Annotated in this window: 20 protein-coding genes; 5 read left to right on the top strand and 15 right to left on the bottom strand. The window is 65.6% G+C overall.

Annotated features, from left to right (window positions below):
* Together lon and KF857_02965 are read left to right on the top strand one after the other, a co-directional pair.
* Positions 1-2,349 carry an endopeptidase La gene (lon, locus tag KF857_02960; GenBank protein ID MBX3110944.1) on the top strand — a complete coding sequence of 783 codons (2,349 nt, stop codon included), beginning with the start codon at positions 1-3 and terminating at the stop codon, positions 2,347-2,349.
* Between the two features lie 29 nt (positions 2,350-2,378).
* Positions 2,379-2,870: a hypothetical protein gene (locus tag KF857_02965; protein MBX3110945.1), complete on the top strand. Its 492-nt coding sequence runs from the start codon at positions 2,379-2,381 to the stop codon at positions 2,868-2,870.
* Positions 2,871-2,873: 3 nt separating this feature from the next.
* Here the strand turns inward: KF857_02965 and nadA are convergent, their stop codons facing one another.
* The 6 genes from nadA to KF857_02995 all read right to left on the bottom strand — a co-directional run bounded on the left by nadA (position 2,874) and on the right by KF857_02995 (position 9,062).
* On the bottom strand, positions 2,874-4,001 hold the full coding sequence (nadA, locus tag KF857_02970; protein ID MBX3110946.1) for a quinolinate synthase NadA: 1,128 nt from the start codon (positions 3,999-4,001) through the stop codon (positions 2,874-2,876).
* Between the two features lie 140 nt (positions 4,002-4,141).
* Positions 4,142-6,061, bottom strand: a complete 1,920-nt coding sequence (dxs, locus tag KF857_02975) for a 1-deoxy-D-xylulose-5-phosphate synthase (protein MBX3110947.1) — start codon at positions 6,059-6,061, stop codon at positions 4,142-4,144.
* A gap of 57 nt (positions 6,062-6,118) precedes the next feature.
* A complete protein-coding gene (locus tag KF857_02980; protein ID MBX3110948.1) occupies positions 6,119-6,577 on the bottom strand; it encodes a GAF domain-containing protein in 459 nt (152 codons plus the stop codon).
* Positions 6,558-7,460: a hypothetical protein gene (locus KF857_02985; GenBank protein ID MBX3110949.1), complete on the bottom strand. Its 903-nt coding sequence runs from the start codon at positions 7,458-7,460 to the stop codon at positions 6,558-6,560. The genes KF857_02980 and KF857_02985 overlap by 20 nt, the downstream gene beginning before the upstream one ends.
* Positions 7,423-8,418: an HTTM domain-containing protein gene (locus KF857_02990; GenBank protein MBX3110950.1), complete on the bottom strand. Its 996-nt coding sequence runs from the start codon at positions 8,416-8,418 to the stop codon at positions 7,423-7,425. Before KF857_02990 ends, KF857_02985 begins: the two co-directional genes overlap by 38 nt.
* Positions 8,418-9,062: a hypothetical protein gene (locus KF857_02995; protein ID MBX3110951.1), complete on the bottom strand. Its 645-nt coding sequence runs from the start codon at positions 9,060-9,062 to the stop codon at positions 8,418-8,420. The genes KF857_02990 and KF857_02995 overlap by 1 nt, the downstream gene beginning before the upstream one ends.
* 106 nt (positions 9,063-9,168) lie before the next feature.
* Between KF857_02995 and nadB the strand changes: the two genes are divergently transcribed.
* A complete protein-coding gene (gene nadB, locus KF857_03000; GenBank protein ID MBX3110952.1) occupies positions 9,169-10,668 on the top strand; it encodes an L-aspartate oxidase in 1,500 nt (499 codons plus the stop codon).
* Here the strand turns inward: nadB and KF857_03005 are convergent.
* The 6 genes from KF857_03005 to KF857_03030 form a co-directional block, all read right to left on the bottom strand.
* Complete coding sequence (locus tag KF857_03005) at positions 10,656-12,305, bottom strand: hypothetical protein (protein MBX3110953.1); 1,650 nt, start codon at positions 12,303-12,305, stop codon at positions 10,656-10,658. The genes nadB and KF857_03005 overlap by 13 nt on opposite strands.
* 121 nt (positions 12,306-12,426) lie before the next feature.
* A complete protein-coding gene (locus KF857_03010) occupies positions 12,427-14,424 on the bottom strand; it encodes a hypothetical protein (protein ID MBX3110954.1) in 1,998 nt (665 codons plus the stop codon).
* A 78-nt stretch (positions 14,425-14,502) separates the two neighbouring features.
* Positions 14,503-17,364: a hypothetical protein gene (locus tag KF857_03015; protein MBX3110955.1), complete on the bottom strand. Its 2,862-nt coding sequence runs from the start codon at positions 17,362-17,364 to the stop codon at positions 14,503-14,505.
* Between the two features lie 94 nt (positions 17,365-17,458).
* Positions 17,459-19,465, bottom strand: coding sequence for a hypothetical protein (locus tag KF857_03020; GenBank protein ID MBX3110956.1), 2,007 nt, complete (start codon positions 19,463-19,465; stop codon positions 17,459-17,461).
* Between the two features lie 212 nt (positions 19,466-19,677).
* Positions 19,678-20,223 carry a dephospho-CoA kinase gene (gene coaE / locus KF857_03025; GenBank protein ID MBX3110957.1) on the bottom strand — a complete coding sequence of 182 codons (546 nt, stop codon included), beginning with the start codon at positions 20,221-20,223 and terminating at the stop codon, positions 19,678-19,680.
* Between the two features lie 77 nt (positions 20,224-20,300).
* Complete coding sequence (locus tag KF857_03030) at positions 20,301-21,866, bottom strand: S1 RNA-binding domain-containing protein (protein MBX3110958.1); 1,566 nt, start codon at positions 21,864-21,866, stop codon at positions 20,301-20,303.
* Positions 21,867-21,991: 125 nt separating this feature from the next.
* Between KF857_03030 and KF857_03035 the strand changes: the two genes are divergently transcribed.
* Both KF857_03035 and KF857_03040 read left to right on the top strand, forming a co-directional pair.
* Positions 21,992-22,939, top strand: coding sequence for a hypothetical protein (locus KF857_03035; protein MBX3110959.1), 948 nt, complete (start codon positions 21,992-21,994; stop codon positions 22,937-22,939).
* The gene (locus KF857_03040) at positions 22,936-24,369 is read left to right on the top strand and encodes a glycosyltransferase family 39 protein (protein MBX3110960.1); all 1,434 of its coding nucleotides are present in this window, start codon (positions 22,936-22,938) and stop codon (positions 24,367-24,369) included. Before KF857_03035 ends, KF857_03040 begins: the two co-directional genes overlap by 4 nt.
* Here the strand turns inward: KF857_03040 and KF857_03045 are convergent.
* The 3 genes from KF857_03045 to purE form a co-directional block, all read right to left on the bottom strand.
* A complete protein-coding gene (locus KF857_03045; GenBank protein ID MBX3110961.1) occupies positions 24,359-24,949 on the bottom strand; it encodes a helix-hairpin-helix domain-containing protein in 591 nt (196 codons plus the stop codon). The two genes, KF857_03040 and KF857_03045, sit on opposite strands and share 11 nt — an antisense overlap.
* A 66-nt stretch (positions 24,950-25,015) precedes the next feature.
* A complete protein-coding gene (locus KF857_03050; protein ID MBX3110962.1) occupies positions 25,016-25,867 on the bottom strand; it encodes a bifunctional 5,10-methylenetetrahydrofolate dehydrogenase/5,10-methenyltetrahydrofolate cyclohydrolase in 852 nt (283 codons plus the stop codon).
* Positions 25,864-26,352: a 5-(carboxyamino)imidazole ribonucleotide mutase gene (gene purE / locus KF857_03055; protein ID MBX3110963.1), complete on the bottom strand. Its 489-nt coding sequence runs from the start codon at positions 26,350-26,352 to the stop codon at positions 25,864-25,866. The genes KF857_03050 and purE overlap by 4 nt, the downstream gene beginning before the upstream one ends.

The following is a 26,352-nucleotide window of genomic DNA, read 5'->3' on the forward strand; positions in this document are numbered from 1 at the left end:
ATGGCACGGACCAAGCAGGTAGTCCTCGAACAGCCCCCGATGGTGGGCACCGCCCCCGTCCTCCCGATCAGGGGGGACACGGTGCATTTCCCCGGTGCCATCCAGACACTTTTGATCGGCCGGGACATGTCGGTGAAGGCGCTCCAACAGGCGATCAGAAAAGACCGCGAGACACTTGTCGTCGGTCAGCGCGACCAATCGCAGGAGGAGCCCACCTCCGAAGACCTTTACGGTGTGGGCACCCTCTCGGAAGTGCTCCACGTGCTTCCCTTGCCCGACGGCACCATGCGGGTGGTCTTGCGCGGCATGGGCCGGGCGGTGGTCCACAAGTTCACGTTCCGCAACGGCTCGTTCTCGGCGAAGTACGAGATTCTGCCCGAGGTGGAGGCGCGGGGCGAACAGGTCGAAGCGCTGATGCGCGAGTGTGTCGGCACCTTCCAGACCGCCGCCAATCTGGGTCTGCAGGTTCCGCCCGAGGTCATGGAGACCCTGGCCTCAATCGACGACCCCGGCCACCTGGCCGACATGGTCGCCCACCACCTGCCTAGCACGGCGAACGTGAAGCAGTCGCTCCTCGAAGACGTCAACGTCGAGAGCAGGCTAGAGCGGCTCGTCAAACTGCTGGCCAAGGAGATGCAGGTCTTGGAACTCCAGGCCTCTTTGCGGTCCAAGGTCGAGCGTGAGCTCGGTCAGACGCAGCGCGAGTACTACCTGCGCGAACAGCTCAAGGCGATCCAGACCGAATTGGGGAGCGTCGAAGGCACCCTCAGTGACGAGGGCGAGGAGTACCGGGTCAAGCTCGAACAGTGCGGCATGGGCGTCGAGTGCGCCGACCGCGCACTTCAAGAGGTCAAGCGACTGGAACGCGCTCCGAGCAGTTCACCCGAGGCGTTGGTCATCCGCAACTATCTGGACTGGCTCGTCAGCCTGCCCTGGGACAAGACGACGACTGACCGTATCGATGTGAAAAAGGCGGCCCGCATCCTTGACCGCGACCACTATGGGCTCGGCAAGGTCAAAGACCGCATCCTCGATTTTCTCGCCGTCCGCCAGTTGTCCCACTCCTTGCGGGGGCCGATCCTATGTTTTGTCGGCCCACCTGGGGTGGGCAAGACGAGCATCGGTCGAAGCATCGCCGAGAGCATGGGGCGGGAGTTTCACCGCATCTCACTAGGCGGCGTCCGGGACGAGGCCGAGATCCGTGGCCACCGTCGGACGTACATCGGATCGATGCCGGGGCGGTTGATCCAAGGCCTCAAGCAGACGGGGACCCGCAACCCGGTCTTTATGCTCGACGAGATCGACAAGATGACGAGCGACCTGCGCGGCGACCCCACCAGCGCGCTCTTGGAGGCCCTCGACCCCGAGCAGAACGCCCAGTTCAGCGACCACTACATCGAGATGCCGTTTGATCTGAGCGCGGTCATGTTCATCACGACGGCGAACTTGCTTGAGAACATCCCGCACCCCTTGCGCGACCGCATGGAGGTCATCCGCTTCCCTTCGTACACCGAAGAGGAAAAGCTCTACATCGCGGCCAACTACCTGTTGCCCAAGAAGACGAAGGAGCACGGACTGACCAAGGACCAGGTCAAAGTGGCCAGACCGGTCTTGCAAACCGTCGTGCGCGACTACACCCGCGAGGCGGGCGTGAGGTCGCTTGAGCGGGAAGTCGCGACGGTGTGCCGCAAAGCGGCACGCCAAATCGCCGAAGGCTTGACCGACGCCGTTGTCGTCACTAAGGAGACCCTCGCCGAGTCACTCGGCAAGCCGAGGTTCCGCCACGGTGTCCGTGGCGAGCGAAACGAAACCGGGGCGGTCACGGGCCTCGTCTACAGCGAGTACGGCGGCGACATCCTCACCATCGAGGTCTCGCTCACCGAACCCTACGGTGACAAGCCCGAGGTCCAACTCACCGGCTCCCTCGGGGACGTGATGAAAGAGAGCGCCATGGCGGCCACGACGTATGTGCGGGCCAATCAGGCGCGGTTCAACGCCAAGCGGCCCTTCCACATGGACCTGCACGTCCACGTGCCGGAGGGTGCGGTGCCCAAGGACGGTCCGTCCGCCGGCGTGACGATCCTCACCGCGCTCGTCTCCGCCTACAGCGGCCGCCCGGTGCGCCGCGACGTGGCGATGACCGGCGAGATCACCCTTCGCGGCAAGGTGCTTCCCGTCGGTGGTGTCCGGGAAAAGGTCCTGGCCGCCCACCGGGCTGGCATCCGGCACGTGATCCTTCCCGAGGAGAACCGCGTCGACCTCGACGACCTGCCCGAGGCCGCCCGGAAGGACCTCACGTTCCACTTCGCCGCCACGGCCGACGATGTCCTGAAGATCGCCCTGGTCTAGGCCGCCACCGGGCTGGTAGATTCGTCGGGATGCGTGTCTACTTCGCCCTTGCCTTCGGTCTCGTCGCTGGCCTTTCATTGGCCTCATGGCAAAACGGAACCGGTCAGTCGGCCCCGCTGCCCGCCAAACTGACCGCCCCCAAGTTGAGCGGCAAGGCTGTCGCGGCTGTCGACGAAGCCTTTGGCAACAAAGGCGAGGTGACGTCCAAGAACTATCTCTCACCTGCCGCGGGCGTCAAGTCGGCTGCGGTCTACTGGGAGAAGGGCAAGGCCTGGTCAGTGGTTTACCAACTTGAGCCGAAAAAGGAGTTGGGCAGCGACTGGTGGAAGGACGCGATGAAGACGGTCGGCCTCGACCCGGCCCAAGGCAAACTCGACACCACCGTGAGCGACGATTCGGTCAAGAGGATCGAAAGCTACCCTGACCTTGCGGGGGCCATCACCATCAGCCAGCAGCCCGACGAGGAGACCGGCAAGATGGTGGTCACGGTCGACTGGGAAGTCGACACCGACGAGGGCTAAAGCTCAGTCTTTTGCCGTCCCGGTTCCGATCTCCAGCATCCTGCCCAAGGCGACACGCGCCCACCGTGCTGTCTCGTCAGGCACCTTGACCTGGTTGACCACCCGTCCCGCCACCAGTTCGTCGAGGGCGAAGAGCAAGAACGACGGGTGGATCCGGTACATCGTGGAGCAAGGGCAGATTTGGCTGTCCAGGCAGAAGACGGTCTTGTCCGGGTTCTCCTTGGCGAGCCGCCGGACAAGGTTGATCTCGGTGCCGATCGCCCAGGTGCTTCCCGCCGGGGCCGCCGTCACCGCCTTCAGGATCGCCTCCGTGGAGCCGTTGCGGTCGCTGGCCTGGACGACTTCCAACTCACATTCGGGGTGGACCATGACCGTCACGCCGGGATGGTCGCGGCGGGCGTCTTGGATCTGCTCCACCGTGAACCGCTTGTGGACGCTGCAATGGCCCTTCCACAGGATGATCTTGCTGTCGCGCAGTTTCTCGGGGGTGTTGCCGCCCAGCGGCTTGAAGGGGTCCCATAGAGCCATTTCGGTCTCGGGGTCGACGCCCATCGCGACACCGGTGTTACGGCCGAGGTGCTGGTCGGGGAAAAACAAGACTTTGCCTGCCTGGGAGAACGCCCACTCCAGCGCCGCGCGGGCGTTGCTGCTCGTGCAGACCGTGCCGCCATGCTCGCCGACAAACGCCTTGAGGTTGGCCGCCGAGTTGATGTAGGTGATGGGCAGCACGGTGTCCGCGCCCCCCACCTCGATGTCACCCAAGACCTCGCCAAGTTGCTTCCAGGCCGAACGCACCTGGAAGTGGTTCGCCATGTCGGCCATGCTGCAACCCGCCGCCAGGTTGGGCAAGATGACGACTTGACTCTCGGGCGTCAAGATGTCGGCGCTTTCCGCCATGAAATGGACGCCACAAAAGACGATGTGCTCCGCTTCAGGGTGGGTGCCGGCGTCCTTGGCCAGTTTATAGCTGTCGCCCCGGTAGTCGGCGTGGGCGATGATCTCGTCGCGCTGGTAGTGGTGGCCAAGAATGACAAGCTTGGCGCCGAGTTTGGCCCGGGCCGCATCGATGCGTCGGGCGACGGTGGCTTCGTCAAGGCCCGTGTACTCCTGGGGGAGAGGAGCTTGGTACATGTTCGGTTTGTCCCGGCGACCGAGCGAGAAGCGATGGCGGACGCCTGAAGCCGACGACAGTCCCGGTTCTACGGGACGGGGATGTTGTCGCCTGCCCTACCTTGAGTATACGGCCCCGTTCGGCCCGGCGTCGCCGCTGGTCAGGCCAGACGGCCCAAGTCTCGACCAGACAAGACGGCGTCGGCGATCGCGCCCGCGTCCAGTCCGCACGCCTGGCGCAGCACGGCCTGCGAGCCGTGTTCGACAAAGCTGTCGGGCAACGAGAGGAGGGTGTGGCGGACGGCCATCCGGTTCTCGACGATGTGGTCGCGCACCTGCTGGCCGAAGCCGCCCGACCGGACGTTCTCTTCGACGGTCACGATGTGGTTGCAGCGGTCAGTGAGTCCATCCAGCAACGCGGTGTCCCACGGTTTGACCCACCTGGCGTTGACGACCAAGGCATGGACGCCCTGGTCTTGCAGCAGGCACGCGGCCTGCCAGGCCGGGGACACCATCGAACCGACCGCGAACAAGACGGCGTCGAGCCGGGCCGCCTTGTCCCACGGCACCCCGGGCACACCGAGGACCTCGGCCCGTCCACGGGACACCGGAGTCCGCGACTCAGGCAACTTGTCGTCTCCCGCCCCCCGTGGGTACCGCATCGCCACCGGGCCCTTGTCCCACGAGGCCATGAACCGGACCATCTCGGCCAGTTCGGTGCCGTCGCGGGGCGCGCAGACATCGACACCGGGGACGAGGCCCAAGTACGAAAGGTCGAAGGCGCCGTGGTGGGTCGGCCCGTCGTCGCCGACGAGCCCGGCCCGGTCGAGCACAAACCGCACCGGCAGGTGCTGGATCGCCACGTCGTGGAGGACCTGGTCAAACCCCCGTTGGAGGAACGTGGAGTACACCGCGCAGAACGGTCTCTGGCCCCCGGCGGCAAGGCCGGCCGCAAAGGTCACCGCATGTTGCTCGGCGATGCCGACGTCGTGGTACCGGTCGGGGAACTCCCGGGCAAACCGGTTGAGGCCCGTGCCGTCGGGCATCGCCGCGGTGATCGCGACGACCTTCGGGTCGGCGGCGGCCACCTCGCAGAGCGCGTCTCCGAAGACCTGGGTCAGCGGCACCCCGCCCGCCTTGGCGGGTAACTCGTGCTTCTCAAGCTCGAACGGCGAGACGCCGTGCCACTTGCGGCTGTCGTCCTCCGCCACCTCGTACCCCTTGCCTTTCACCGTGAGGGCATGGACGAAGAGCGGGCCCTTCACGTCACGAAGGTTGCGGAAGACTTCCAGCAACGTCGGGAGGTCGTGGCCGTCCACCGGCCCGATGTATTCGAACCCCATCTCCTCGAAGATCGTGCCGGTGTCTTCGGGAGCAAAGTAGTGGGTGACGCCGTGGCGCAAGCCCGCCGCAATGCGCGGGGCAGGCCCCGGTATCCGCTTGATGATGCGCTTGGCCATCTGGGCCATGTCCTGCACCAGCGGGCGGGACCGGAGTTTGGCAAAGTAGGAGGTCAGCGCGCCGACGTTCGGGGCGATCGACATCCGGTTGTCGTTCAGCACGACCGTGAGGTCGGTCTGGATGTCGCCCGCATGGTTCAGGGCCTCCCACGACATGCCGCTGCATATCGAAGCGTCGCCTGCCACCGCCACGACCCGTTCGTTGGTCTTGGCGACGTCACGGGCCACCGCCAACCCCAACGCCGCCGAGACCGCCGTGCCGGCGTGGCCGGCGCCAAAGACGTCCAATTCGTGCTCGTCGCGCTTCAGGAAGCCGCTGATCCCCTTGTACTGGCGCAGCGTGTCAAACCGAGGCAGGCGGCCGGTGAGGAGCTTGTGGGGGTACGCCTGGTGGCCGGTGTCCCAGACGACCTTGTCGGGCGGCATCTCCAGGCTCGCATAAAGGGCTACTGTCAGTTCCACCGTCCCGAGGTTGCTGCTCAGGTGGCCTCCGGTCTGGGAGACGTTGTCGAGGATAGCCTGCCGCACCTCCCCGGCCAGCTCCAGCAGTTCGGTCGTCGAAAACCCTCGCAGGTCCAGGGGGTTCACGATCTGGGCAAGGTGACGGTAGGTGTTTTCCACAGCAGTCCCTTCCTTACACTACAGGACGATCCGGCATGCCGCTCCTTGTCGGGGACGTCAGTCCCAACGGGCGGCAAGGATTTCCGCCACCGCTTCCAAGAACGCTTCTTCAGGCCTACCGAACCGGCCTACGGTGTGCCCGTCAATGTCGATTTGCCCCAGCGTCTTGTCGCCGTCTTTGATCAGGACCACGATCTCCGACCGGGTCGACAACGAGCATGCCAGGTAGTTCGACAGGTCTCGGACGTCCTCGACGACCTGGTTCTTGTCCTCCGCCACCGCGGTCCCGCACACGCCCCGCCCCACTGGGATGACGGTGTGGTCCGTCGCCGCCCCGACATAGGCGTCCAGGTGGAGGTAGTCACCATGGAGGCCGTAGACCCCGCACCAGTCGAAGCCAGGCAGTCCGTCGAGCAACCGCATCGCTTCCTCGCGCAGGGCCCGGCCACGGAGTGCCGACTGGCGCAAGGCCCGAAGAACCAATTCGTATGCAGGGTCAAGCCCGGTCGTCGCCATGCTCCTTCCACGCGCTTAGGGCCGCGTCGGTTCCCGTCACCGCCTCAGAAACCAGTTCATAGCAGGGGACGCCGTCCCAGTGGCCTCGGTCTAGGCCGCCTGGCGCGACACGGAACGCCGCCCCGGAGGCTCCGAGGACGTCACCAGGGTTGACGGGGCCATGGTCGATGACGCGCTGTGCCGCACTGTAGAGCAGGCTCTTGGCCGCTTGCACGCGCGCTTCGGACACACCGTTCAACTCAAACTCCGGAAGGGCGAGCTTTTGCATGCCCAGGGTGTAGACCGCGTGTCCATCTGGGGTCGCCCGGGTGTCGACCGCGACGATCGCGTCCGCCGGGAGAGCGTCTTCGACGACCTGGACTTGGTCCGGCTCCAGGTACCGCTGCGACAACGGGTCGCCGACCATGCCTTCGGTCAGTTCAGCGGCCCTTCGGACAACGTCGAGCAAAAGCTTGACCGCGGGCAGGACGGCCGGGTCATGGGCTTCAAACGTGAATTGGAGCAGCGTCCACGTGGCCTGGAGGCGTGCCTGCGCCTCGGGGTCCAAGCTGCCGGCCATGGTCCGGGCCGCCGCCTCGGCGTCAAAGCCAGCTTCTTCTTTGCTTACGACGATCAGCCTCAGGACAGTCTTCCGGTCGAGGGAGGCGATCCCATAGACGCCGCGCTGAAGCGGCTCGGCCAGGGACGCCTTGCCCTTGTTCGAGTCCATCGGGACTCCGAAGGCGGCGACGGCCCCGTCGGAGCCCTTGGGCTCGACCAATTGGGCCAAGCTCGGCAACGGCATCTTGGCGGCAAGGACCGACAGGTAGTACCCCTTGCTCAGACCGTAGCCTGGCGTCCTCGGCCTAGAGAAGTTCAGCAGGTCTTTGAGACGTGGCCTCACTGACCTTCACCACCTCGGGCGGAGTCGGCTCGTCCACGCCAGCGGACGACGTCGATCTTCCAAACCGGGCCGTCAATCGCTTCCACCACGCCGTCACTTCTTCTCCGCTGTAGTGGCAAACATACCCGGAGCAGATGATGAAGGCGAAGAGAGGGATGTTCATCGAGTACTCGATCCCCGCGTGGAGGAGCAGGCCGCCGAGAAGCACCCATTTCCGCATGGGCTTGGCGAAGACCAACGTCGCCAGGGCAAGCTCGATGGCCAGGGTGAGGTACGTGTTGACTTGCACCCAGGGGGCGGTGTCGAGGAACGGGGGGATGGGGAAGCGATCGAACTCGTGGAGGTGCCACGGGTAGTGGACGGCGGTGCCGTCCCGCCACATGTCTCCGTACATCTTGTGCCAAACGGTGGTGAAGTAGACGACCGCCAGTTGGAACTGCACCAGCCGCTGTGGCCACAAGGAAACCAACTCGGGGACGGCCGGCGCCGTGCCCTTCCTGAGTTTGATCAGCCGGTCCAAGGACAACGCCGCTCCACTCGGAGCAATGGCGACAAAGAACATCCACTGCCGCATCAGCGTGTCGCCCGAGTGCAGGATGTCGGGAGACCGGTGGTGGAACGACACGGTGAGGATGAAGAGGGCGATGCTGGATACCCGCGTGAACAGGCCGAGGGCGGTGAGGAGCGCGGCGACGCACATCAGCACGTAGAGCACGACGGTGACCCGCGAGTCCGTGACGCCTTGGAGCAAGTTGATCCGCCACACGTCGCCAGACCACCGCTCCGCCCAAGCGACGGGGAAGTAGCCCTTTTCGGTGAACCACGACTCGAAGTCCAGGCTGACCATCAAGGCGTTGACCAAAGCGAGGGTGCCGACGAGGATACGGAAGACCCCCATGGTGACCGGCGACCCGTACCCAAAGACCGCTTCGTTCGCCGAGGCGAGCCACTTGCGCATCACTTGGCGTCCTCCAAGACCTTGGCTTGGTCGATCTCCTGGTCCCAGAACATGTAGGCGTTGTAGTTCGTGGGTTGAGGCTGGCCGAGGGGGGCGACGTCCATCCAGTGCCTCCACAGGCGGACGCGGACAGGGATCCGACCGGTGTGCCGGTAGTTCACGAGGGCGAGCCGCTGGGCGGTGTGGGGCCACTTCCAGCTTTCCGAGTCATTGGTCAGCCGTTCACGATACTTACGGTAGCGTTCCTTGAAGTACTTCAGCCAGACCGGCATGTCGTACATCCTCGGATAGGGCTGGAACGCCACCGTCCCGTCCTCGTACTCCACCTCGGCGTCCATGTAGACGTCGGTCGACGCTGGGTTGGGGGCGAACATGTCCCACCACTGCCACAGGCCGGTGGACTGGAAGTACAAGGGCAGGGGGTCGGATTTGCCAAACCACTCACCCTTGAACACGCCGTCGTTGACGACCATGAGCGTGTCCTTGGGGTTTGACAACTTTTCGACCAAGGAACTCCGCTGGAACTGCTCCTTGGCCAACTGGCTGGGATGGGGTGTCGACCAGAGGAGCACCATGACGGCGTGGAAGATCACCCAGTACTTGACGGCCGGGTGGACAGTGCGCTTACCAGAGGAAGCGTCCATGGTCTTTCGACCAGTATGTGCCACGGCATTGGGCACATTCCTGTGTAGATTCGAACCAGTCCGTTTGGCCCGTCTATCTTCTCTCGCAGGGCATGCTAAACGCACAGTGGCCCACGAGACGTGTGACTTCCTGGTGGTCGGTAGTGGACTGGCCGGTCTGACCTTTGCTCTGCACGCCAGCCGACTCGGCCGCGTCATCGTCCTCACCAAGGGCCAGGTCGTGGACAGCAACACCAACTGGGCCCAAGGCGGCATCGCGGCGGCGGTTGGCGAGAGCGACAACTGGTCGTTGCACGAGGAAGACACCCTCGTCGCCGGTGCGGGTCTGTGCGACCGTGAGGCGGTGCGGTTTCTGGTCCAACGCGCCCCCGCGGCGATCGAATGGCTGCGTGGCCTGGGCGCCCGGTTCGACCTTGACGGCTCCAACGCGCTTGACCTAGGGCGCGAGGGCGGCCACAGCCGCCACCGGATCGTCCACCACGCCGACAAGACCGGTTGGGAGGTCGAACGGGCTGTCAGCGAAGCGGTGCGGCGCGACCCCGCCGTCCAAGTCGTCGAGAACGCCTTTGTGACCCAGTTGCATGTCCAAGACGGACGGTGCGTCGGGGCCAGCGCGGTCCTCGCCGACTTGGGCTTGCGGACGTTCTCGGCCCGGGCCGTCATGCTTGCAACGGGAGGGTGCGGACGCCTCTACTCCCATACGACCAATCCCAGGGTGGCGACCGGCGACGGTGTGGCCCTTGCCCATGCCGCCGGGGCGGAGATCAAGAACATGGAGTTCATGCAGTTCCATCCCACCACGCTGTACCACCCTCAGTTGCGCGGGTTCTTGATCACCGAAGCCGTCCGAGGAGCGGGTGGCATCCTGCGCAACCACCTTGGGCAGCGCTTCATGTACGACTATGACGACCGGTTGGAACTGGCCCCCCGCGACGTCGTCGCCCGGTCGATCGTCCGCGAGATGAACCGACTCGACACTTGGTGCGTGTACCTGGACACCACCCACCTCGACCCCTCGTCACTCAAGTGCCACTTCCCCACGATTTGGGACAAGCTCCGCGAAATCGGGATACGGATGGAACGCGACTGGATCCCGATCGTGCCAGCCCAACACTACTCGTGCGGAGGCGTCGTCACCGACCTCCACGGGCGGACGAACGTGCCGGGACTCTATGCTTCGGGCGAGGTCACCTGCACGGGCGTCCACGGGGCGAACCGCTTGGCCAGCAACAGCTTGCTGGAGGCGATGGTCTTTTCCGCTTCGGCCGCCGAGGTCGTGGACGCCGAGCCGGGCCCCGTCGAAGTCGGCGGCGAGGCCGTCATGCCCCACTGCGTCCAAGAATCCGAGGCCGTGAGGATCCGCCACGCCATGCAGCACGCGATGAGCCAGGACGTGGGGATCTTCCGCACTGACGCGGGCCTCGCGGCCATCCACAAACGGATCGGCAAGTGGCTCCGGGAGTACGACCGGCTGCCGTCGGCGCCCTACTCGACTTACAGTTGCGAGGCGCGGAACCTCCTCGTTGTCGCGTCACTCGTCGTGGAGGCAGCTCAGAGCAGAAAGGAGAACGTCGGCCTCCACTTCAACCAAGATCATTTGTCGTAGGTGAACGGCTTGGCCGCCGGCGGGAGCGGCTCGGCATATTTGGGGAACCGCATCATCACGGAGCATGGCCCCTTCCCCTTCGGCATGAAGCGCAACGCCATGGTGCCGACCGCCGGCTGGGGGACGACACTGGCCAGGTTCTCGCGTGGTTCGACCTCGAAGGGCCAGGCACTGGCCAGCAGCAAGTCACCCTGTCCCGCCGTCTCGGGCTCCCACCACAGGACATACCCGTCCTTCTCCGCCGACACATGCACCTGGGTCGGCGAAAGCACGCGGACACTGGCGAAGAGGGCGGCAAGGCTAGGGTCGGTGACCAAGGGTGCGGGTCCCTCGGAGAACAGCCCCTTGCGGAGCCGGGCCAGCGGTTCCTCACCGCCGGTGTCAAGGGCAGGAAAGCCGCGCTTGGCGCGGTACTCGGCCAAGACGTCCTGAGACGCCAAGCCGGCGTTCAGCATCGCCGCCGATAGCCGGCGGTCGATCTCCGGGCACAGTTCCGCGGCGACACAGGCCAGGGCGGCGGCGCGCCGCGACTGCTTCACGTCGTCCGCCGACAGAGTCCACGTCCACCAGTCACGCCGCTTGAGCACGTCGGCAAGCCAGGGGTTGCGCTGGGAGTCGTGGCCCTCACCCCACGCCGTCGCTTGGACGGCCAGGCTGTGTGCGGCGAGAAGGTCGATCCCCCGCCCGTCGGCGCCGAGCGTCTGCGGCGAGTCGGTGAGGGGCTCCCGGGAGGCGAGGAGGCCGTGGGCGTACTCGTCGCTCACTTGGCGGACCATCTCCACCGCACTGGCGGGCCGGTCACCGGTCAGGGTCGCCAATGCAAGGCTGGCGACACCGTCTAGGTCGAGACCAGACACCGTGGCGGGCAAGTCGAACGGCGTCGAGCCGACCACCAGCGGACGTCCCAAGGGCACGCGCCGGCATGGGAACGTGATCGACATCTTGGCCTCGGGGCAATAAGCGACCGGACCCTCGAAAAGGTCGGCCGTCGTCTCGACCACTCCGGTCAGCGACCGGAGGGGATAGCCGCCCTGGCGTGCGAAGAGGACGCCGACCGGCACTAGGGCGTTGGGGTGGTCGAAAGTCCAGACCGCCACGATGTGGTCGCCTTCTTGCTTGATGTCCAGGTCAAGCAGCTCGGGTGTCGGGCCTGTCCACAGTTTCTCGTGCTTGACGACCTCACGGGTGACCACCCCGAGGTCGTGGGCCGTGCTGGCGACCTTCCTTTGCCCGGTGGGCAGACAGAACCGCACCCACCCTTTGTACGGCTTGGACGTGGCAAGCTTCCAGTCCCCCGACTTGCCGCTCACCATCAGGGAGACGGGCCGCTCGAAGACGATCAAGATCGGGGGTTGCTTGTCTTCAAACGAGAGGAGGGCCCATCGCCCCTCGGGGGTCGGCAGACCCGCGTCCACGGTGCCGTCCGCCCACGAGAGCAAAGGGGACAAGTTCGTCGTGAACCCGAGGGTGAACCCTGCACCGAAGAACCCCTCGAACCCTGGCGAGGACAGGTTCACCCGAAGGACTGAGGGCAGGTTGGCGGTCTCCGGCCCCCGAAAGACGACCTTACGGTCGTTGACCGCGCTCGGTTTGAACCCGGTGAGTGGTGCAGCAAAGCGGCACAGGTCACCGCCCACGTCACGGGCACGAAACCCATTGGGCTCCAGCGTAAAGCCGGGGGGGTTGGGGAGAGACCGGAATCCAAACCGGCCGTAAGCCTGGGCCGTCGCCAGACCGCTCAGTGCCGCACAGACAAGGCTAGTAAGGGCTCGAGCCCAGAATCTCGATCCCCAACCGCTTGGTCTGCTGCGAATAACTGAGTCCAACTTCACGCAGGCCGAGTTTGTACCCGAGAATGATGGTCTGGTTCAGAAAGCCTTCGCCCTCGTACTTGTCCCACAGGTAGCTGTAGTGCAGGTGCCAGAGGTTCGAGAACGAGTAGCTCATGCGTGAGCTAAGCGACAGCCGGTCAAGGTCGAGCGTCTTTGTGGCCGAGGCAGAAAACCGGAAGTGGCCCTTGGTGAAGTAGGATTCGGCCGAGAGGCGGTGCCGACCGAGCAACGGGGCGGTGAACCCGTCCTCGACAAAATCGTAGACGACGTTCAGGGCCATGCCTTGGCCGATCGTCGTGTCGTAGTTGAGGGTCGCATAGTGGCTGAGGCCGACGTTGACGTTGGTGCCGGTCAGTTGGGCGATGCGGTAGGAAGCGTTCAGACCCGACCGCTTGTCGATCCGCCAGTAGGGCGAGACAAAGCGCGCCTGCAGGCCGACCGCCTCTTGGACGGTGGAACCACCGTCGTTGGACAGCCGCTGCTCGTTGGCGGTCATGCCAAAGAAGACCTTGGCCCCGGTCTTGCCGATCTTGACGGGGTCCTTCTCGACCGTCAGGTTCGCTTGGTCGTTCACAAAGCTCGGGCCGCTGAGGTTCGTGCCATGGGAGACGTTGAGGTTCGCGGTGTAGGAGCCGAACGGCTTGTTGACCGAAGCGTTGGCGAAGATGCTTTGGTGGGCGGGGACGTCGATCTGGGCGCTGATGCTGGTCCGGTCGGGGGTCATCCAGAACTGCCGGATGCCCGCCCCCCAGTCATCACGGCCGATGCCGCCGACGGTGAACGCGCCTTCCATCTCGTCGCCCCGGTTCCAGTGGCGCTCATAGTCGATGAACATGCCGCTTCCCGCCCCGACGCCCGTGCCGTAGCGGTTGCCCCAGCGGAACCGGGCCAGGCTGGTCTCTCCGGGCTTGAGCGAGAGGTAGTACGGGTAGTTCACCGCCAGTTGGTTGCTGCTGACGTTCACAAACTGCTCGGTGATGATCGGCGACGAAGTGTAGACGTTCATCTCGAACAAGGGCAGCTTCATCACCGACTGCCCGCCGACCTTCACATTGGCGCGGTGGAACTGGATCGTCTTGTGGGGGTACGCCGTGGCCCGCTTGGCCTCGACCATTGAGAGACTGCCAAGGATGTCCTTGAACTTCAATTGGTTGCGGTCCATCGTCTCCGTGCGCTTGTGCAGGCCGGACTGGTCGAGGTCGACCGCCCAGAGACGGCTCCTCCGGTCCTCGGTCACGACGTTGACGATGCCGTTCCCTTGCGTCCGGACGACGGGGAAGTCCGCCATGGCAAAGCCCCAGCCTTTGCGCTGGTTGAGCTTCATGTAGAGTTCGTCGAACTCCGTCGTCGTCTTGCCGATGGTCACCCGGGCCTTTCGGGCGCGGACTTCATAAGTGGGGACGTTGACCTGGAGGTCGTCGGCCTTGATTTCGACCTCGCGGTAGCGCAAGTGGGCCCCCTTGCCTCGACCGCTCGCTTCCATCGTCTTCTCCTGGACGCTATAGAGGAGCGAGTCCTCCCCGAAGATTTCGATGTACTCCTTGGCGGTGTCGAGGGCGGCCTTGTCGGCAAAGAACTGGATCTCGTATTGCCCAAAGGCGCTGAACCGCTGGCAGGTCGCCCTGACCACGCTGATGCCGGGGATGCTTCCCGCCTGGAGCACGGCCCGCGCGAAGCCGTTCTGGGTCTTGATCACATTCTCGCGGAACTCGCCGAGCTTGGTCTCAAAGATGACGGCGGTCCCGTCGGGGACCAGGTTGCCGTTGCTGTCGCGGACTTCCGCCGAGATCGTGAGGGTGGACCGCCCGTCGGCCACGGTGGCCGAAGGGAACGCGTTGAGGGTGACGGTGCCGTTTTGCGCCCAGGCGCATGCCGACGCCAACAGCGCCACCATCAGCCACAGGAACTTCACACCGGTCCTCATTCGAGCCTCAATACAGAGACGATGCCCGGGGTTCCGATTGATCGGAACACCCGGACATCATTTTAGCGTCTCGCCCGCTTAGCGGATCACGTTCACGGGGACGATCTTGCGGACGCGCTCCCCGGTCGGGGTCTCCGCCAAGATCTCGACCTTGTAGGTGCCCGGGGCGACAGAGCGGTTGGCGCTGTCTTTGAGCATCCACGTGACCGAGTTTTGGCCGGTGCCGTCGGCGCGGCCTCGGGACACCGTATAGACTTCCTTGCCGTTGGCGGCGAGGATGCGGACGGAGACGAGGGCGTCGGCCGAGAGCGAGTAGCTGATGGTGACCGGACCGCTGACGTCACGGCCGCTGCGGGTGATGTTGACATCACCGATCACGGGCCGCACCGAGCCGCCGGGCTCCATCGAGATGGTCAGTTGGCGGGTGCCGGGCTGGGCCATCTTGAAGGTGTAGCCGGAGGTCGACCGGAGGTCGAACTTCTGCCCGCTCACCGCGTCGGTCAGGCGGAACCTGACGTTCCGCGGCAAGGACGCCACGTTCGGCCAGGTGACGGTGACGTCGCCAGCTTCCTTGGCATGGACTTCGACCTGCCAGACCTTCTTGGCGACGCGGTCGGTGAACGACTGGGCGAGACGGCTGGTCGACTTGGCGTTCGGGTCCACGATGGCCATTTCCAGCTTGCTGTTCGGAGCCATCGGCGGCTTCGGAATCTCGAGGCCGTCCGCCTTCTTCTTGTCGGTGGTGACACCAATGTAGTTGGAGGCGTCGAAGCCGCGCATCGAGCGGGCCGAGAGTTGGAGCCGCCACTGCCGGTCGGTGTTCCTCCACGCCGTGCTCCCGTTGTTCGAGCGGGCCGTCGTGATCAGCTGCTCTTGGTAGACCGGCGGGAACTGGAGCCGGACGGCACTGTAGGTGTTGACGAACACCCAGTAACCGACGTGCGGTTGCATCTCGGCGTCCGTGCCCCCGATGAACTGGTAGCTACCGCCGTCAGGCAGGGCCGTGTCGGGCTGCCAGTAGGAGAGCGACGAGTTCACGAAGCCGTTCTGCACGAGCTGGGCCCAGGTGAGGGCGCTCTCGGGCGTGTCTTCCGCGACGCCGACGATCTGGCCGAGCCGGATCGGATAGTTATAGGGGTTGCCGATCAGGTTCCAGCCCTTGCTGAGGCTGATCAGGAGGCCACCCGTGTCGCTGTCCGGTTGGAACTGGGCGTTGTTCAGCGTGATCTGACCCAGGTTCGTGCCCATCGGCAGGAGCCAGAAGCCAAAGCCGCGCCGGGACGTCGTCGTCGGCACGTAGCCGCGGACTTCAGGGTCCCAACTGTAGGCGATGTAGTCGCGTCCGGTGAGCAGACCCAAGGTCGCGTCGAGCGACGAGTCACCGAGCCGGTACGGGATCGTGACGAGGTTCGCCCCGGGCGTGAACGTGTAGGTCGGGCTCGCCGCGACTTTGATCGTCTTCGTGATCGTCCGGGTCGGGCCAGGGGTCGTCGACGCGGTCAGCTTGACGGGCAGGTCGCCGTAGGTGACGCCGTCGGTGCGGACCCGCCAAGTCAGGTTGCCGAGTTCGTTCGGGTCGATCCGCGTCAGCGACTTGACCAAGACCCAATTGCCGGTGGCCGGATTTGTCGTCACACTGGCAAACTGCGGGTCGCTCGGGTCAAAGGACATGCCCTTGGGCAGTTCCAGGGTGAGCGTGACGTTTGTCAACGTGATTGACTTGTCGATGTCAGCGTATTGGTTGTCCACCCAGGCCCCGATCGTGAACGGGTTTGGCGCATGGGTGTCGCCGGTCTGGTCGCTCTGCCAGTTGATCGTCGCCGGCGCGTCGATCACCATGGAGTACGGGTCAAGGTAGAAGCCCTGGCTCCAGTTCGACCGGATGTAGTGGACGATGTCCCGGTACGTGCCCGGACCGACCGACTTGACGGGGAACCGTTGGAGGATCGCCGGGTCTCCGACGGCAATGTCGTTCTCCAGGAGCAGTCCGGTGGAGTCACCAAAAAGGTTCGTCCGCATCGTCTTGTTGTTGTCGTCGCCCACCGTCAGGATGTTGCCCCGGTTGGCGAAGATGAACATGTCCGTCGAGTCAGCGTCGGTGATCCCGTCGCCCGGCACGTTGTCGATGCGCATGCCGACGTTGTCCTCTTGCCCGAAGAGCGTCTTGATGTTCGCCGGATAGTTCGGGTTGGTGAGGAAGTACTTCTTTTCGGTGCGGAGCGGCTTGCCGATCGGCAACATGTTGAAGCCGGTGTAGCCGTCAATGAGCTTTCCGCCGAACGGGGAGTTGGCAATGATGTTGCCCGTGGCGTCCGGGCGCGTCGCTCCGTGCATGGCGGGCGACATGCCCCACATGAGGCCGATGTCGGCCGCGGAAGTCGACTGGTTGTGGCAACGCCAGCGCATCCGGATCGCGTCCGCGATCAGGCGGTACTCGACCTCGACTTCGACCGCGACGCCGTTGACGGTGCCGTCCCAGATGACGACGCCGTAACGTTTGCTGGCGCCCTGGTAGCTGGTGCGGTACCCAGAGCGGCCGACCGGGGCGATCGCTTCGGTGCCCCCGACGCTGACGACGACGCTACCATAGGTGAAGTCACCGACCGGCTCGCCGATGTAGCCCATGGTGTAGGCGAAGTTGTTGTCGTCGAAATCGGTCTGGACGCTCCCGTCGGTGCCGGCGCCAAAGGCCCAACTACCGCCGGTCTGCATGGTGACGGCAGGGTTGTAGCACGGGCCCGCCGTACCGCCGTAGGTGGCGGTGCCGGTGATACCGACCGTGACGCCAGCCAGACGGCTGATGAGGCCGTCGATGACGTACGGGGTGCTGAACGGCGCCGTGTTCGCCGGGTCGATGCATTCACCGTCCCACTGCGCGTTGGCGATGGTGGAAACCGCGCCCAGCACGGCGGCACCTGCAAAATTCTTCCAATTCTTCATTGCCTGTTGTCGCTCTTTGAAAAGGGCCTCTCTCACCGTTAGGGACGGGGAGAGAGGCCGGTTTAGTTCACTTGTGAGTCGCCTCTTGCCCGGATCAGCGCCTGAAGCTCCGCGTGTTGCTGAAGATGTAGCGGTTACCGCTTGCGTCGGGCACCGGGCCCGGGTCGTCAGCAATGTTGCGGGCGCCGACACGCCAGTAGAGCACGGTCGATGTCGGATAGAGGCTGGTCGGGTCGACGACGGAGGACAGGGACTGACCACCCGGAGTCGAGGTGTCGGTGATGCCCGGAAGCGTCGTCGTGCTACCGCCCGGGAAGAGCGGCGAGGTCGAGATCTGGACGACGTACTCGATGGCAAGGCTGCCGACCGAACCGCGGACGGAAGTCCACTGGAACGCCGTCGGCCTCAAGACCGTGGCGCCGTCGACCGGGGCCTGGATCGTCGAGCGGTTGAACGGCGTGGCGACGCCGCGGGCCTGGACCCGGCTACTGACGAAGTAGCAGTATTGGCTGCCGCTACCCGAGGTCGTGCCGGTCGTCGAGCCGCTGGTCGAACCACTGGTCGTGCCCGAGGTCGAACCGCTGGTCGTGCCGCCGGTGGTGCCACCCGTGGTACCGCCGCCGACCGTCCCGCCACCGGTCGTGCCGCCGCCGGTCGTGCCGCTCGTCGTGCCCGAGGTCGTCCCGGAAGTGGTGCCGCTCGTCGTGCCCGACGTGCTGCCACCGCCACCCGTGCCCGTGCCACCTGCGCTAGAGCCGGGCAGGTCGCGGATGTCGACGCGATAGACGACTTCGACCGCGTACTGGAACGGAATACCCGGGGCGATCTGCGTCGTCGGCTGGGTCACCGCCCCGTTCAGGGACGGCGTCTGGCAGGAACTGCTGCCACCACTGTTGTCGAGGCTGATGAAGCCGAACTGACGGCCCGTGCCGAGGGCGTCGTCGATACCCGACGAGGCGCTGCCGTCGACGACGATCGCCGGGGCGGTCGTTTCACCGGCCCGCCAGACTTGCCAGCGGACAGGGCCTGCGTTGTTGCCGCGGAGGAAGGCGTCGCGGACCCAACTCACCCGGACGCCCGGCTGGTCGTTGGCCTGCATGATCGCCTCGGCCTTCACGTCGCCGATCACGTCGCTGCCACCGCCACGGCCTTGGCCGAGCAAGAACCCGAGCAGGACGACGAGGATCAGGGCGCTGACGAGGGACTGGTTGTTTCCTGACGACTTGTTCCGCTCGTTCTTAGGGCCGCCGCTGGCGCTAAAGACGTCGGTCGGCGTCGGCGGGGTGAAGATCGACTCGACCTTGTCACCGGGCTGGATGCCCTTGGTGTAGCGGGTGATCTCGATGAAGCCGGAGTCGGGGTCAAGGTCGCGGATGACGCCTTCGGCGACTTGCTCGCTGCGGCGGCGGACGATGACCGGCTGGCCGTTGGTGAAGCCCGAGCGCTGACCCTTGTTGATCAGGGCGCGGGTACCCAACGTGTTGAGGATCGTGGCGCGCGGCAGGGTCCGGGCGGCCATCTCGCGGAAGCTCTTGAACGCGGCGTCGCCCAGGGCCTCGGTCAGGAGGCTGGCGGCCGAGACGTCGCCACCGCGCTCGCCGGACATGCCGCTGAGGGAAGTGCCGTTGACGATGCTGCCGGTGGACACGTCGCGGACAAGGGTGCGGACGATGACCTGCCCTTGGCGACCGCCGCCCACCGTGACGATCCGGTAGTTATAGACCGTGCCGGTGACAATGAACTTCGCGCCGATGGTCTGGCCAAGTCGGATGATGTCGGAGTTCTTGTCGAGCGGAGCCTTCAGGCCAAGGTCGGCCATCGCGCGGGTCACCGACTCGGTGGCGATCGCGTCGATCTTGGCGCTGCCGATCATCGGCGTCTTGCCCAACTCGGTGCGGAAGGCGTCCCGTGCGGCGGCGCCCAAGTCCACGTCGGAGCTGGCATGTTTGACGTCAAAATCGACGACGGCGTACGCGTCGGCTTGGTCCGACGTCTGGGCGCGGGCGACACTCGCGCCGCCGAACACCATGGCCATTGCCGCGAATGCGGCCAGCGGGACTGCCAGCCCGCCCTTCAGTCGGTGAGAGATCTTCAAGTTCACTGTGACGCGTCCTCCTCGTTCCAGATCGTGTCTATTTGCATAGTCCGTTCCGCGGCCTGCCCGTCCTTGTTTACGGCCCCAGTGCACGCCAGTGCCCATGATAGCCGAAACAATCCTTCGAGCGCAACGCGGTGCGGCAGCATGGCTTGCTGCCGCCTCCGACCTGGACGAAGTCCAAGCGCGGAGTATAGCACGGCGGCCATTGGTCAAGCTCAAAGCGTTCCACGGAATACGGCGGCGATCTTTCCCGCTGCGATATGGACGTCCGCTAAAGTTCCGTCCGTTCGGACAATTCGGTCGGCGAATGGCAATTTCGCCCGAGTCGGCAGTTGGGTGCGCAGCAGCTGGCGGGCCTTCTCCGCGTCGCCGACCCGGTCCGTCAGGCGACGTCGCTGCTCCTCTTCGCCACAAGTCACGACCACGACGTAGTCGTACGCGGTCTGGAGGCAAGACTCGATGAGAAGAGGGACTTCCGCGACGTCGTGGGGCGTCTCCCTCATGCGGCCCCAGACCAAGGGGTGCATCAGGGCGTTCAACTGGCGTCGTGCCACGGGGTCGGTCAAGACGCCCCGTAAACCCTCGTCCAGGTGGTCGGGGGCGATCCCGAAGAGGTCGGCGACCTTCGCCACTGTCGCGGGTTCGGCGCGCACCTCACGGGCCACTTCGTCGGCTGAGATGCACCGGAGTCCGGCCTGGGCAAGCGCCGCGACAAGGGTCGACTTCCCTTCGGCGATTCCTCCCGTGACGGCAATTTTCATCGTCAATGTCCGTTTAGAACGCAGAAGGGGGCGGGCCCTGCTTGCCCGTCCCCCTCACGCCCACGCCTTCCGGCGCGTCACTCCGCCGATTCTTCGCCCGTGCCCTCCGCGGCCTTGTCGGCACCCGCCTCGTCGGCGTCGGACCGCAAGAAGCCCTTGAGGAGGCCGAGGCGCTCGCCGATGGTGGCGCCACCGGTCGGCGTCCGCTGTTGCGGGGCCGCCTCGTAGTCACCGCTCGGGCGGGGCCGGGGCTTCCGCGAGCCAAGACCACCGGGGCCGCGGCCAGGGCCGCCGGGGCGTTCGCCGTATCCGGCGTTCATGCCGCCGCGACCGTAGTCGACACCCGGGGTCACGCCAGGGCGCAGGCTGAGCACCATCCGCCGCTCGTCGGGGCGCAGGTCGATGATGACCGGCTCGATGTCCTGCCCAAGCTCCAGCTCCTCCTGCGGCTTCTTCAACCGCTTGGTGCTGACTTCGCTGAGGGGAAGGAACGCTTCGGCACCCTCGGGCAGGCGGACAAACACGCCGCTCTGCACCATCCGGCCGACCTTGCACTGGATTTTCTGGCCCAGCTTGTAGTTCTCTTTGATGAGGTTCCAGGGGTCGGGCAGGACCTGGCGCAAGCCGAGGCTGACCCGTCCGTTGCCCGGATCGAGCCGGAGCACCATCACCTTGATCTTCTGGCCCTCGGCGAGGACCTCGCGCGGGTGCTCGATGCGGGCCCAGCTCATCTCGCTGATGTGCAACAGGCCGTCGATGCCACCAAGGTCGACGAAGGCGCCGTAATCCGTCAGCCGTCGGACCGTGCCCTCGAGCACGTCCTGCGGCTGGACGTTCTTGAAGATCGCCTCTTTGACCTCTTCCTTGCGCTCGGACTCGGCGTCCTTGTTGGACAGCACGACCTTGCGTCGCTCGCGGTCGACCTCGATGATCTTGACCATCATCGTCTCGCCGACAAACTTGTCGATGTTGCGGAGCTTGCCGTTGCCCACATGGGTCGCCGGTACAAAGCCGCGCACACCGATGTCGACGACGAGGCCGCCCTTGACCCGCTCGATGACCTGGGCCTCAAAGACTTCCTTCGATTCGAAGGCGTCGAGGACCCGCTGCCACGTCGCGTCGAAGTCGGCACGCCGCTTGGACACGATCGGGTTGCCCTCGGCGCTGTTCGTGCGGAGCACGATGACGTCGAAGGTGTCACCAGGCTTGACGATGCCGATGGCCGAGTCGACGTTGTCTTCGGTCAACTCGTTGAGGGGCACGACACCTTCGGCCTTCGTGCCGAGGTCGACGAACACCCGGTCCTTTTCGACCTGGATGACCTTGGCCTCGATCCGCTCGCCCTTGGAGATGCCTCCCGGGCTGCGGGATTCTCGTCCCGAGTCGTCCGATTCAAGCCCGGCAAGGGCGGCTTCGAAAAGCAGCTCGTTTTCGGTCTTGCCGCTTGCGTCCACCGGAGCGGGCGCCGCCTCCGGCTTGGTGTCGGATCCGGTCGCGCCCGCGGGAGCGTCAAAAGTCGGCGCGTCGGCAGCGGGCTCAGGAGCGGTGGTCACCGCTTCGGGACTCGTCGCGACGCCCGTCGTAGCCGGGGCGTCTTGAGTGTCGCCGGTGGCTGCGTTCAGCGTCTGGTTGTCGTCGGTCATGGTCATGGAACCCAGTCACAAACTGGTTCGCGGAGGATACCACGTCGGGGACGCCCCTGGGCCCGGGCCGGGTCCGGCGGTAGGGACACTGGGCCCGCACGGTTCCAGCCAGTAGAATCGCCCGCGTGGTCAGAGCCGTCGTCGACGTGGGCTCCAACTCCGTGCTCCTGACGGTCGGTCGTCTTGGGCCCGGTGGGTGGGAGTGGCTCCACGAGTCGTCACGGGTCACCGCATTGGGCGACGGCACCCGAGCCTCCGGGCGGCTCGCCCCCGCTGGGATCGAGGCGACCCTTGAGACCCTCCGGGAGTATTGGGCACAAGCCCGGTGCTGGGGCGCCGACACCCTATGGGCCGGCGCGACAATGGCCGTCCGCATCGCCGACGACCAAGCCGACTTCTTGGCGGCGGCCCGCCGACAAGGGACGCCGGTCTTCGTCTTGTCCGGCGACGACGAAGCACACCTGGGCTTCCTCTCCGTGGCAGACGACCCCGCCCTCGTCACCGGCGAAAAGGTCGCCATCATCGACCCGGGCGGGCACTCGACCGAGGTTGTCGTGGCCGAACGCTCGGTCGGCGCGTGGACGACGACCTTTCGCCGGAGCTTTCCCTTCGGTGCCCTGGGGCTACGCGAGAAGTTTCTGGGTGACGGCTCGCCCTCTCCGGCCCAGCGGTTGGCCGCGATGGGCTGCCTTGACGCCGAGTTGGAAGCGGCGGGCCTGCCGCCCGCCGACAGCGACCCCATCGTCCTCGGGGCCACGGGGACCAACCTGGTCTCCATCCGCGACCACCTGGCAGACTGGCGACCCGACCTTGTGCACGGGGCCACCCTCTTGTACGAAGAGGTCGGCCGGGCCGTCGGCTGGCTTTGCAATATGGACGATGCCGGGCGCGCGGCCCTGGTCGGCATCGAAAGGGGGCGTGAACGGACCATCCACGCGGGGTCGCTGATCCTGGAGCGGGCCATGTACGCCCTCAGGGCCTCGGGATGCCGGGTCAGCGTGCGGGGCTGGCGGCATGCCCTCGCCGCGCATCCAGAGTTTGTGCCCGCCGACCACCGGGACGTCGCGCCATGAAGAACCGGTGGCCGACCGTGGTCTCGTGGCTGGCCGCGCTCATACCGTTCGTCGGTTTTTGGACATACGGTCTGACCGACCTAGACGAAGGGTTCTACGGCGCGGTCGTGGCCGACATGCTCCGGCGGCACGACTGGATCACGCCGACCCTCAACGGAGCGCCGTGGTTTGAGAAGCCGGTGCTCAGTTACTGGCTCGCAATGCCGTCGGTGGCGGCCTTCGGTGGAGAGTTCGGCGCCCGCCTCCCGTCGGTGGTCTGCACCTTGGCGGCGGCGTGGGTGATGGCGCGGTTCGCCCGGCGTCACTTTGGCGAGGGTGTCGCGCTCGTCGTCCCCGTCGCCTACACGGGTTCCTTGCTCGCTGGCGCCGTGGGCCGGATGATGATGACCGACCCGGCCCTGGTGCTCTGCCTGACCGCCGCGTTCACGACGTTCTACGACTCCCTCGTGGACAACCCTCGGCGGCGGCTGTGGACGGCGTTCTGGTTGGGTCTGGCCGTCTTGGCCAAGGGCCCCGTCGGCCTTGTCTTGTTCGCCCTTCTGGCCGCCTGCATCTACTGGAAGTGTCCGAGCCTAAGGGCGAGGTTCAAGGGCTATTGGGCGGTGGGGACTCTGATCGTCGTCCTGGTCGCCGCGACGTGGTACGTGCCCTGCTACTTGGTCAACGGCCAAGACTTTGTCCAGAAGTTCTTGGTGGAGCAAAACATCGGCCGCTTCGCCGGGGGTGACAAGGCCCATGCGGTGCCGCTTTGGGCGCATCCGGTCTACTACCCGGCGACGATCTTTCTGGCCCTGTTGCCCTGGTGGGCGTGGGGAGGACGACGTTTCTGGGCGACGGTGCGGGACACGGGCCGTGACCAAGCGATGACGTTCCTTTGGCTGTGGGGGCTGGTCATTGTCGGTTTCTTCACGGTCAGTGGCAGCAAACTTCCCCACTACGCCTTGCCCGCCGTGCTCCCCTTGACGACCCTCATGGTCGCCGTCTTGGTGAGGGACGAAGACGCTCTCGGCCGGTGGCTCCCCATGGCGGCCGGTTGGGCCTGCACGACCCTGGCGCTGGCCCAGGGGGCCACCCAGGACTACCAGCACGACGTCTTCGCCGAGGTGCAGGCCGTGACCAAGGAGATCGCGGCGAGCCCAGAACCGATCATCCTGTTCCGGATCACTGGCGACGGCAAGAACAAGGCAGGGGTCAACGAGTCCAGCCACCCGTCCCAATTGTTCTATCTCCGAAGGCTGGTGACGATGACGGACGACCCCGTCGAACTCACCCTTGGTGACAGGCCGTCGCTGGTCATGACCCGGAGCGCCGCCTTTGACGAGGAAGTCGTGACCACCCTGGTCATGCAGGGTTGGCAGGCCCGTCCGGTCACCCTGCGCACCCCGACCACCAAGTACATGGTCTACCGGATCCAACCGGTCAAAGACTAAGGTAGGGCCGCATCTGGGCGAACTTCTTTGGCCCGATGCCCTTCACCTGCTCGATCTCGGCCACCGACCTGAACCCGTGGACTTGGTTCCGGTAGTCAATGATCCGCTGGGCAGTCGCCGGCCCGACGCCCGGGAGTTGTTGCAGTTCTTGGAGCGTCGCGGTGTTGATCGGGATCTTGCCGGTGGGCAGTTGCTTTTTGCCCGAAGACCCCTTCGCCCCCGGCTTCGCCGGGCCGGCGTGCTTCACCGGCGGGGCGGTCACCTGCTCACCGATCCGGGGCACCCGTACCTCCATGCCGTCCTCCAGGGCGGCGGCCAGGTTCAGGCTGTCCGTGGCGGCGTCTTCGGTCGGCCCGCCGGCCGCCTTCAAGGCGTCGTTGATCCGGCTCCCCGTGCTGAACTTGTAGAGCCCCGGATGCACGACCGCCCCTTTAACGTCCACCTGCATCGACTGCCCGCCGACAGCCCAGCCCTGGATCGTCCGGGGTTGGCTCGCGACTTGGGAGCCGATGGCGAGGGCGGCGACTGCCCCTACCCCACCGGCCACCAGCTTATGGTTATTGGACCAACGGTCAAACATAGTGAAATCACCGTCGACCATTGTACGGCGGTGCTCCGCCAGGAAGTCACCGGCCAGCCACGAAAATCAGACGCGGCCTTCCGCCGCGTCGACCGTGTTGGCGAGAAGGCTGGCGACCGTCATCGGCCCGACGCCTCCGGGCACTGGGGTGATGAGGGAGGCCACCTCGGCACATTCGGCGAACATACAGTCGCCGACATCGGCGTCTCGGCCCTCGACCTTGTTGTAGCCCGCGTCGACCACCACCGCGCCGGGCTTGATCCAGTCCCCCCGGACCAACTCCGCACGCCCCACCGCGGCCACGAGGATGTCGGCCTCACGGCACAGGCCGGCCAGGTCGCGTGTCTTGCTGTGGGCGACGGTGACGGTGGCGTTACGCTCCAGGAGCATCAGGGCCATGGGCTTGCCCAAGATCACGCTGCGGCCGATGACGACCGCCCGCTTGCCGGCACAGTCGACCCCGTAGGCGTCCAAGAGCTTCGTGATGCCGAGCGGGGTGGCGCAGCGGAAGCCCGGCAGTCCGGCGACGAGCCGACCCAGGCTGGCCGAGGTGATCCCGTCGGCGTCCTTGTCCGGGCCTAATGACTCCAAGACCCTGGCCTCGTCGACGTGAGGGGGCAAGGGATGCTGGATGAGCACACCATGGACACGCTTGTCGGCGTTCAAGCGGTAGACGTGGTTGATGATCTGGTCGGTCGAAACCCCTTCTTCGACCATGAAGACCCCGCTCTCGACACCGACCCACTTGGCCCACTGCTGTTTCATGGCCACGTAAGCCAAGCTGGCGGGGTCTTGGGCGGCGACGACCGCCTCAAGGCGCGGTTTGACGCCACTCTCCCTCAGCTTTTCCACCCGGGCCTTGAGGTCGGCCCGGACCTTGCGGGCCAGCTCGCGGCCGTCCATCAGCGTCGCGCTCAACCTTGCACTTCCTTGTCAGTGGCCAAAACCATCTCCCTTTGTGCCTCGCGAAAGGCCTCCAACTTCGCAGCCAAGGCGTCGTCCGCGACCGCGAGGATCTGGACGGCGAGCAGGCCGGCGTTGCGCCCGCCCCCGATCGCCACCGTCGCCACCGGCACGCCGGGCGGCATCTGGACGATGCTATGGAGAGAGTCCACTCCGGACAACGCCTTGGACATCACGGGGACGCCTACGACCGGCAGGGTGGTCATGGCGGCGACCATGCCGGGCAGATGGGCGGCGCCTCCGGCCCCTGCGATGATGACCCGTAGACCTCGCTGTCGTGCGGACGTGGCGTATTCGACCATCCGGGCTGGTGTCCGGTGGGCACTGACGACGTGCACCTCGTGGGGGACACCGAACTCCTTCATCGTCTCGACGGCCGGCGACATCGTCTCGAAATCCGACTTGGACCCCATGATGATGCCGACGAGGGCGGGCTGCAT

The organism is Fimbriimonadaceae bacterium, from assembly GCA_019638795.1.
Taxonomy (GTDB): Bacteria; Armatimonadota; Fimbriimonadia; order Fimbriimonadales; family Fimbriimonadaceae; genus JAHBTB01.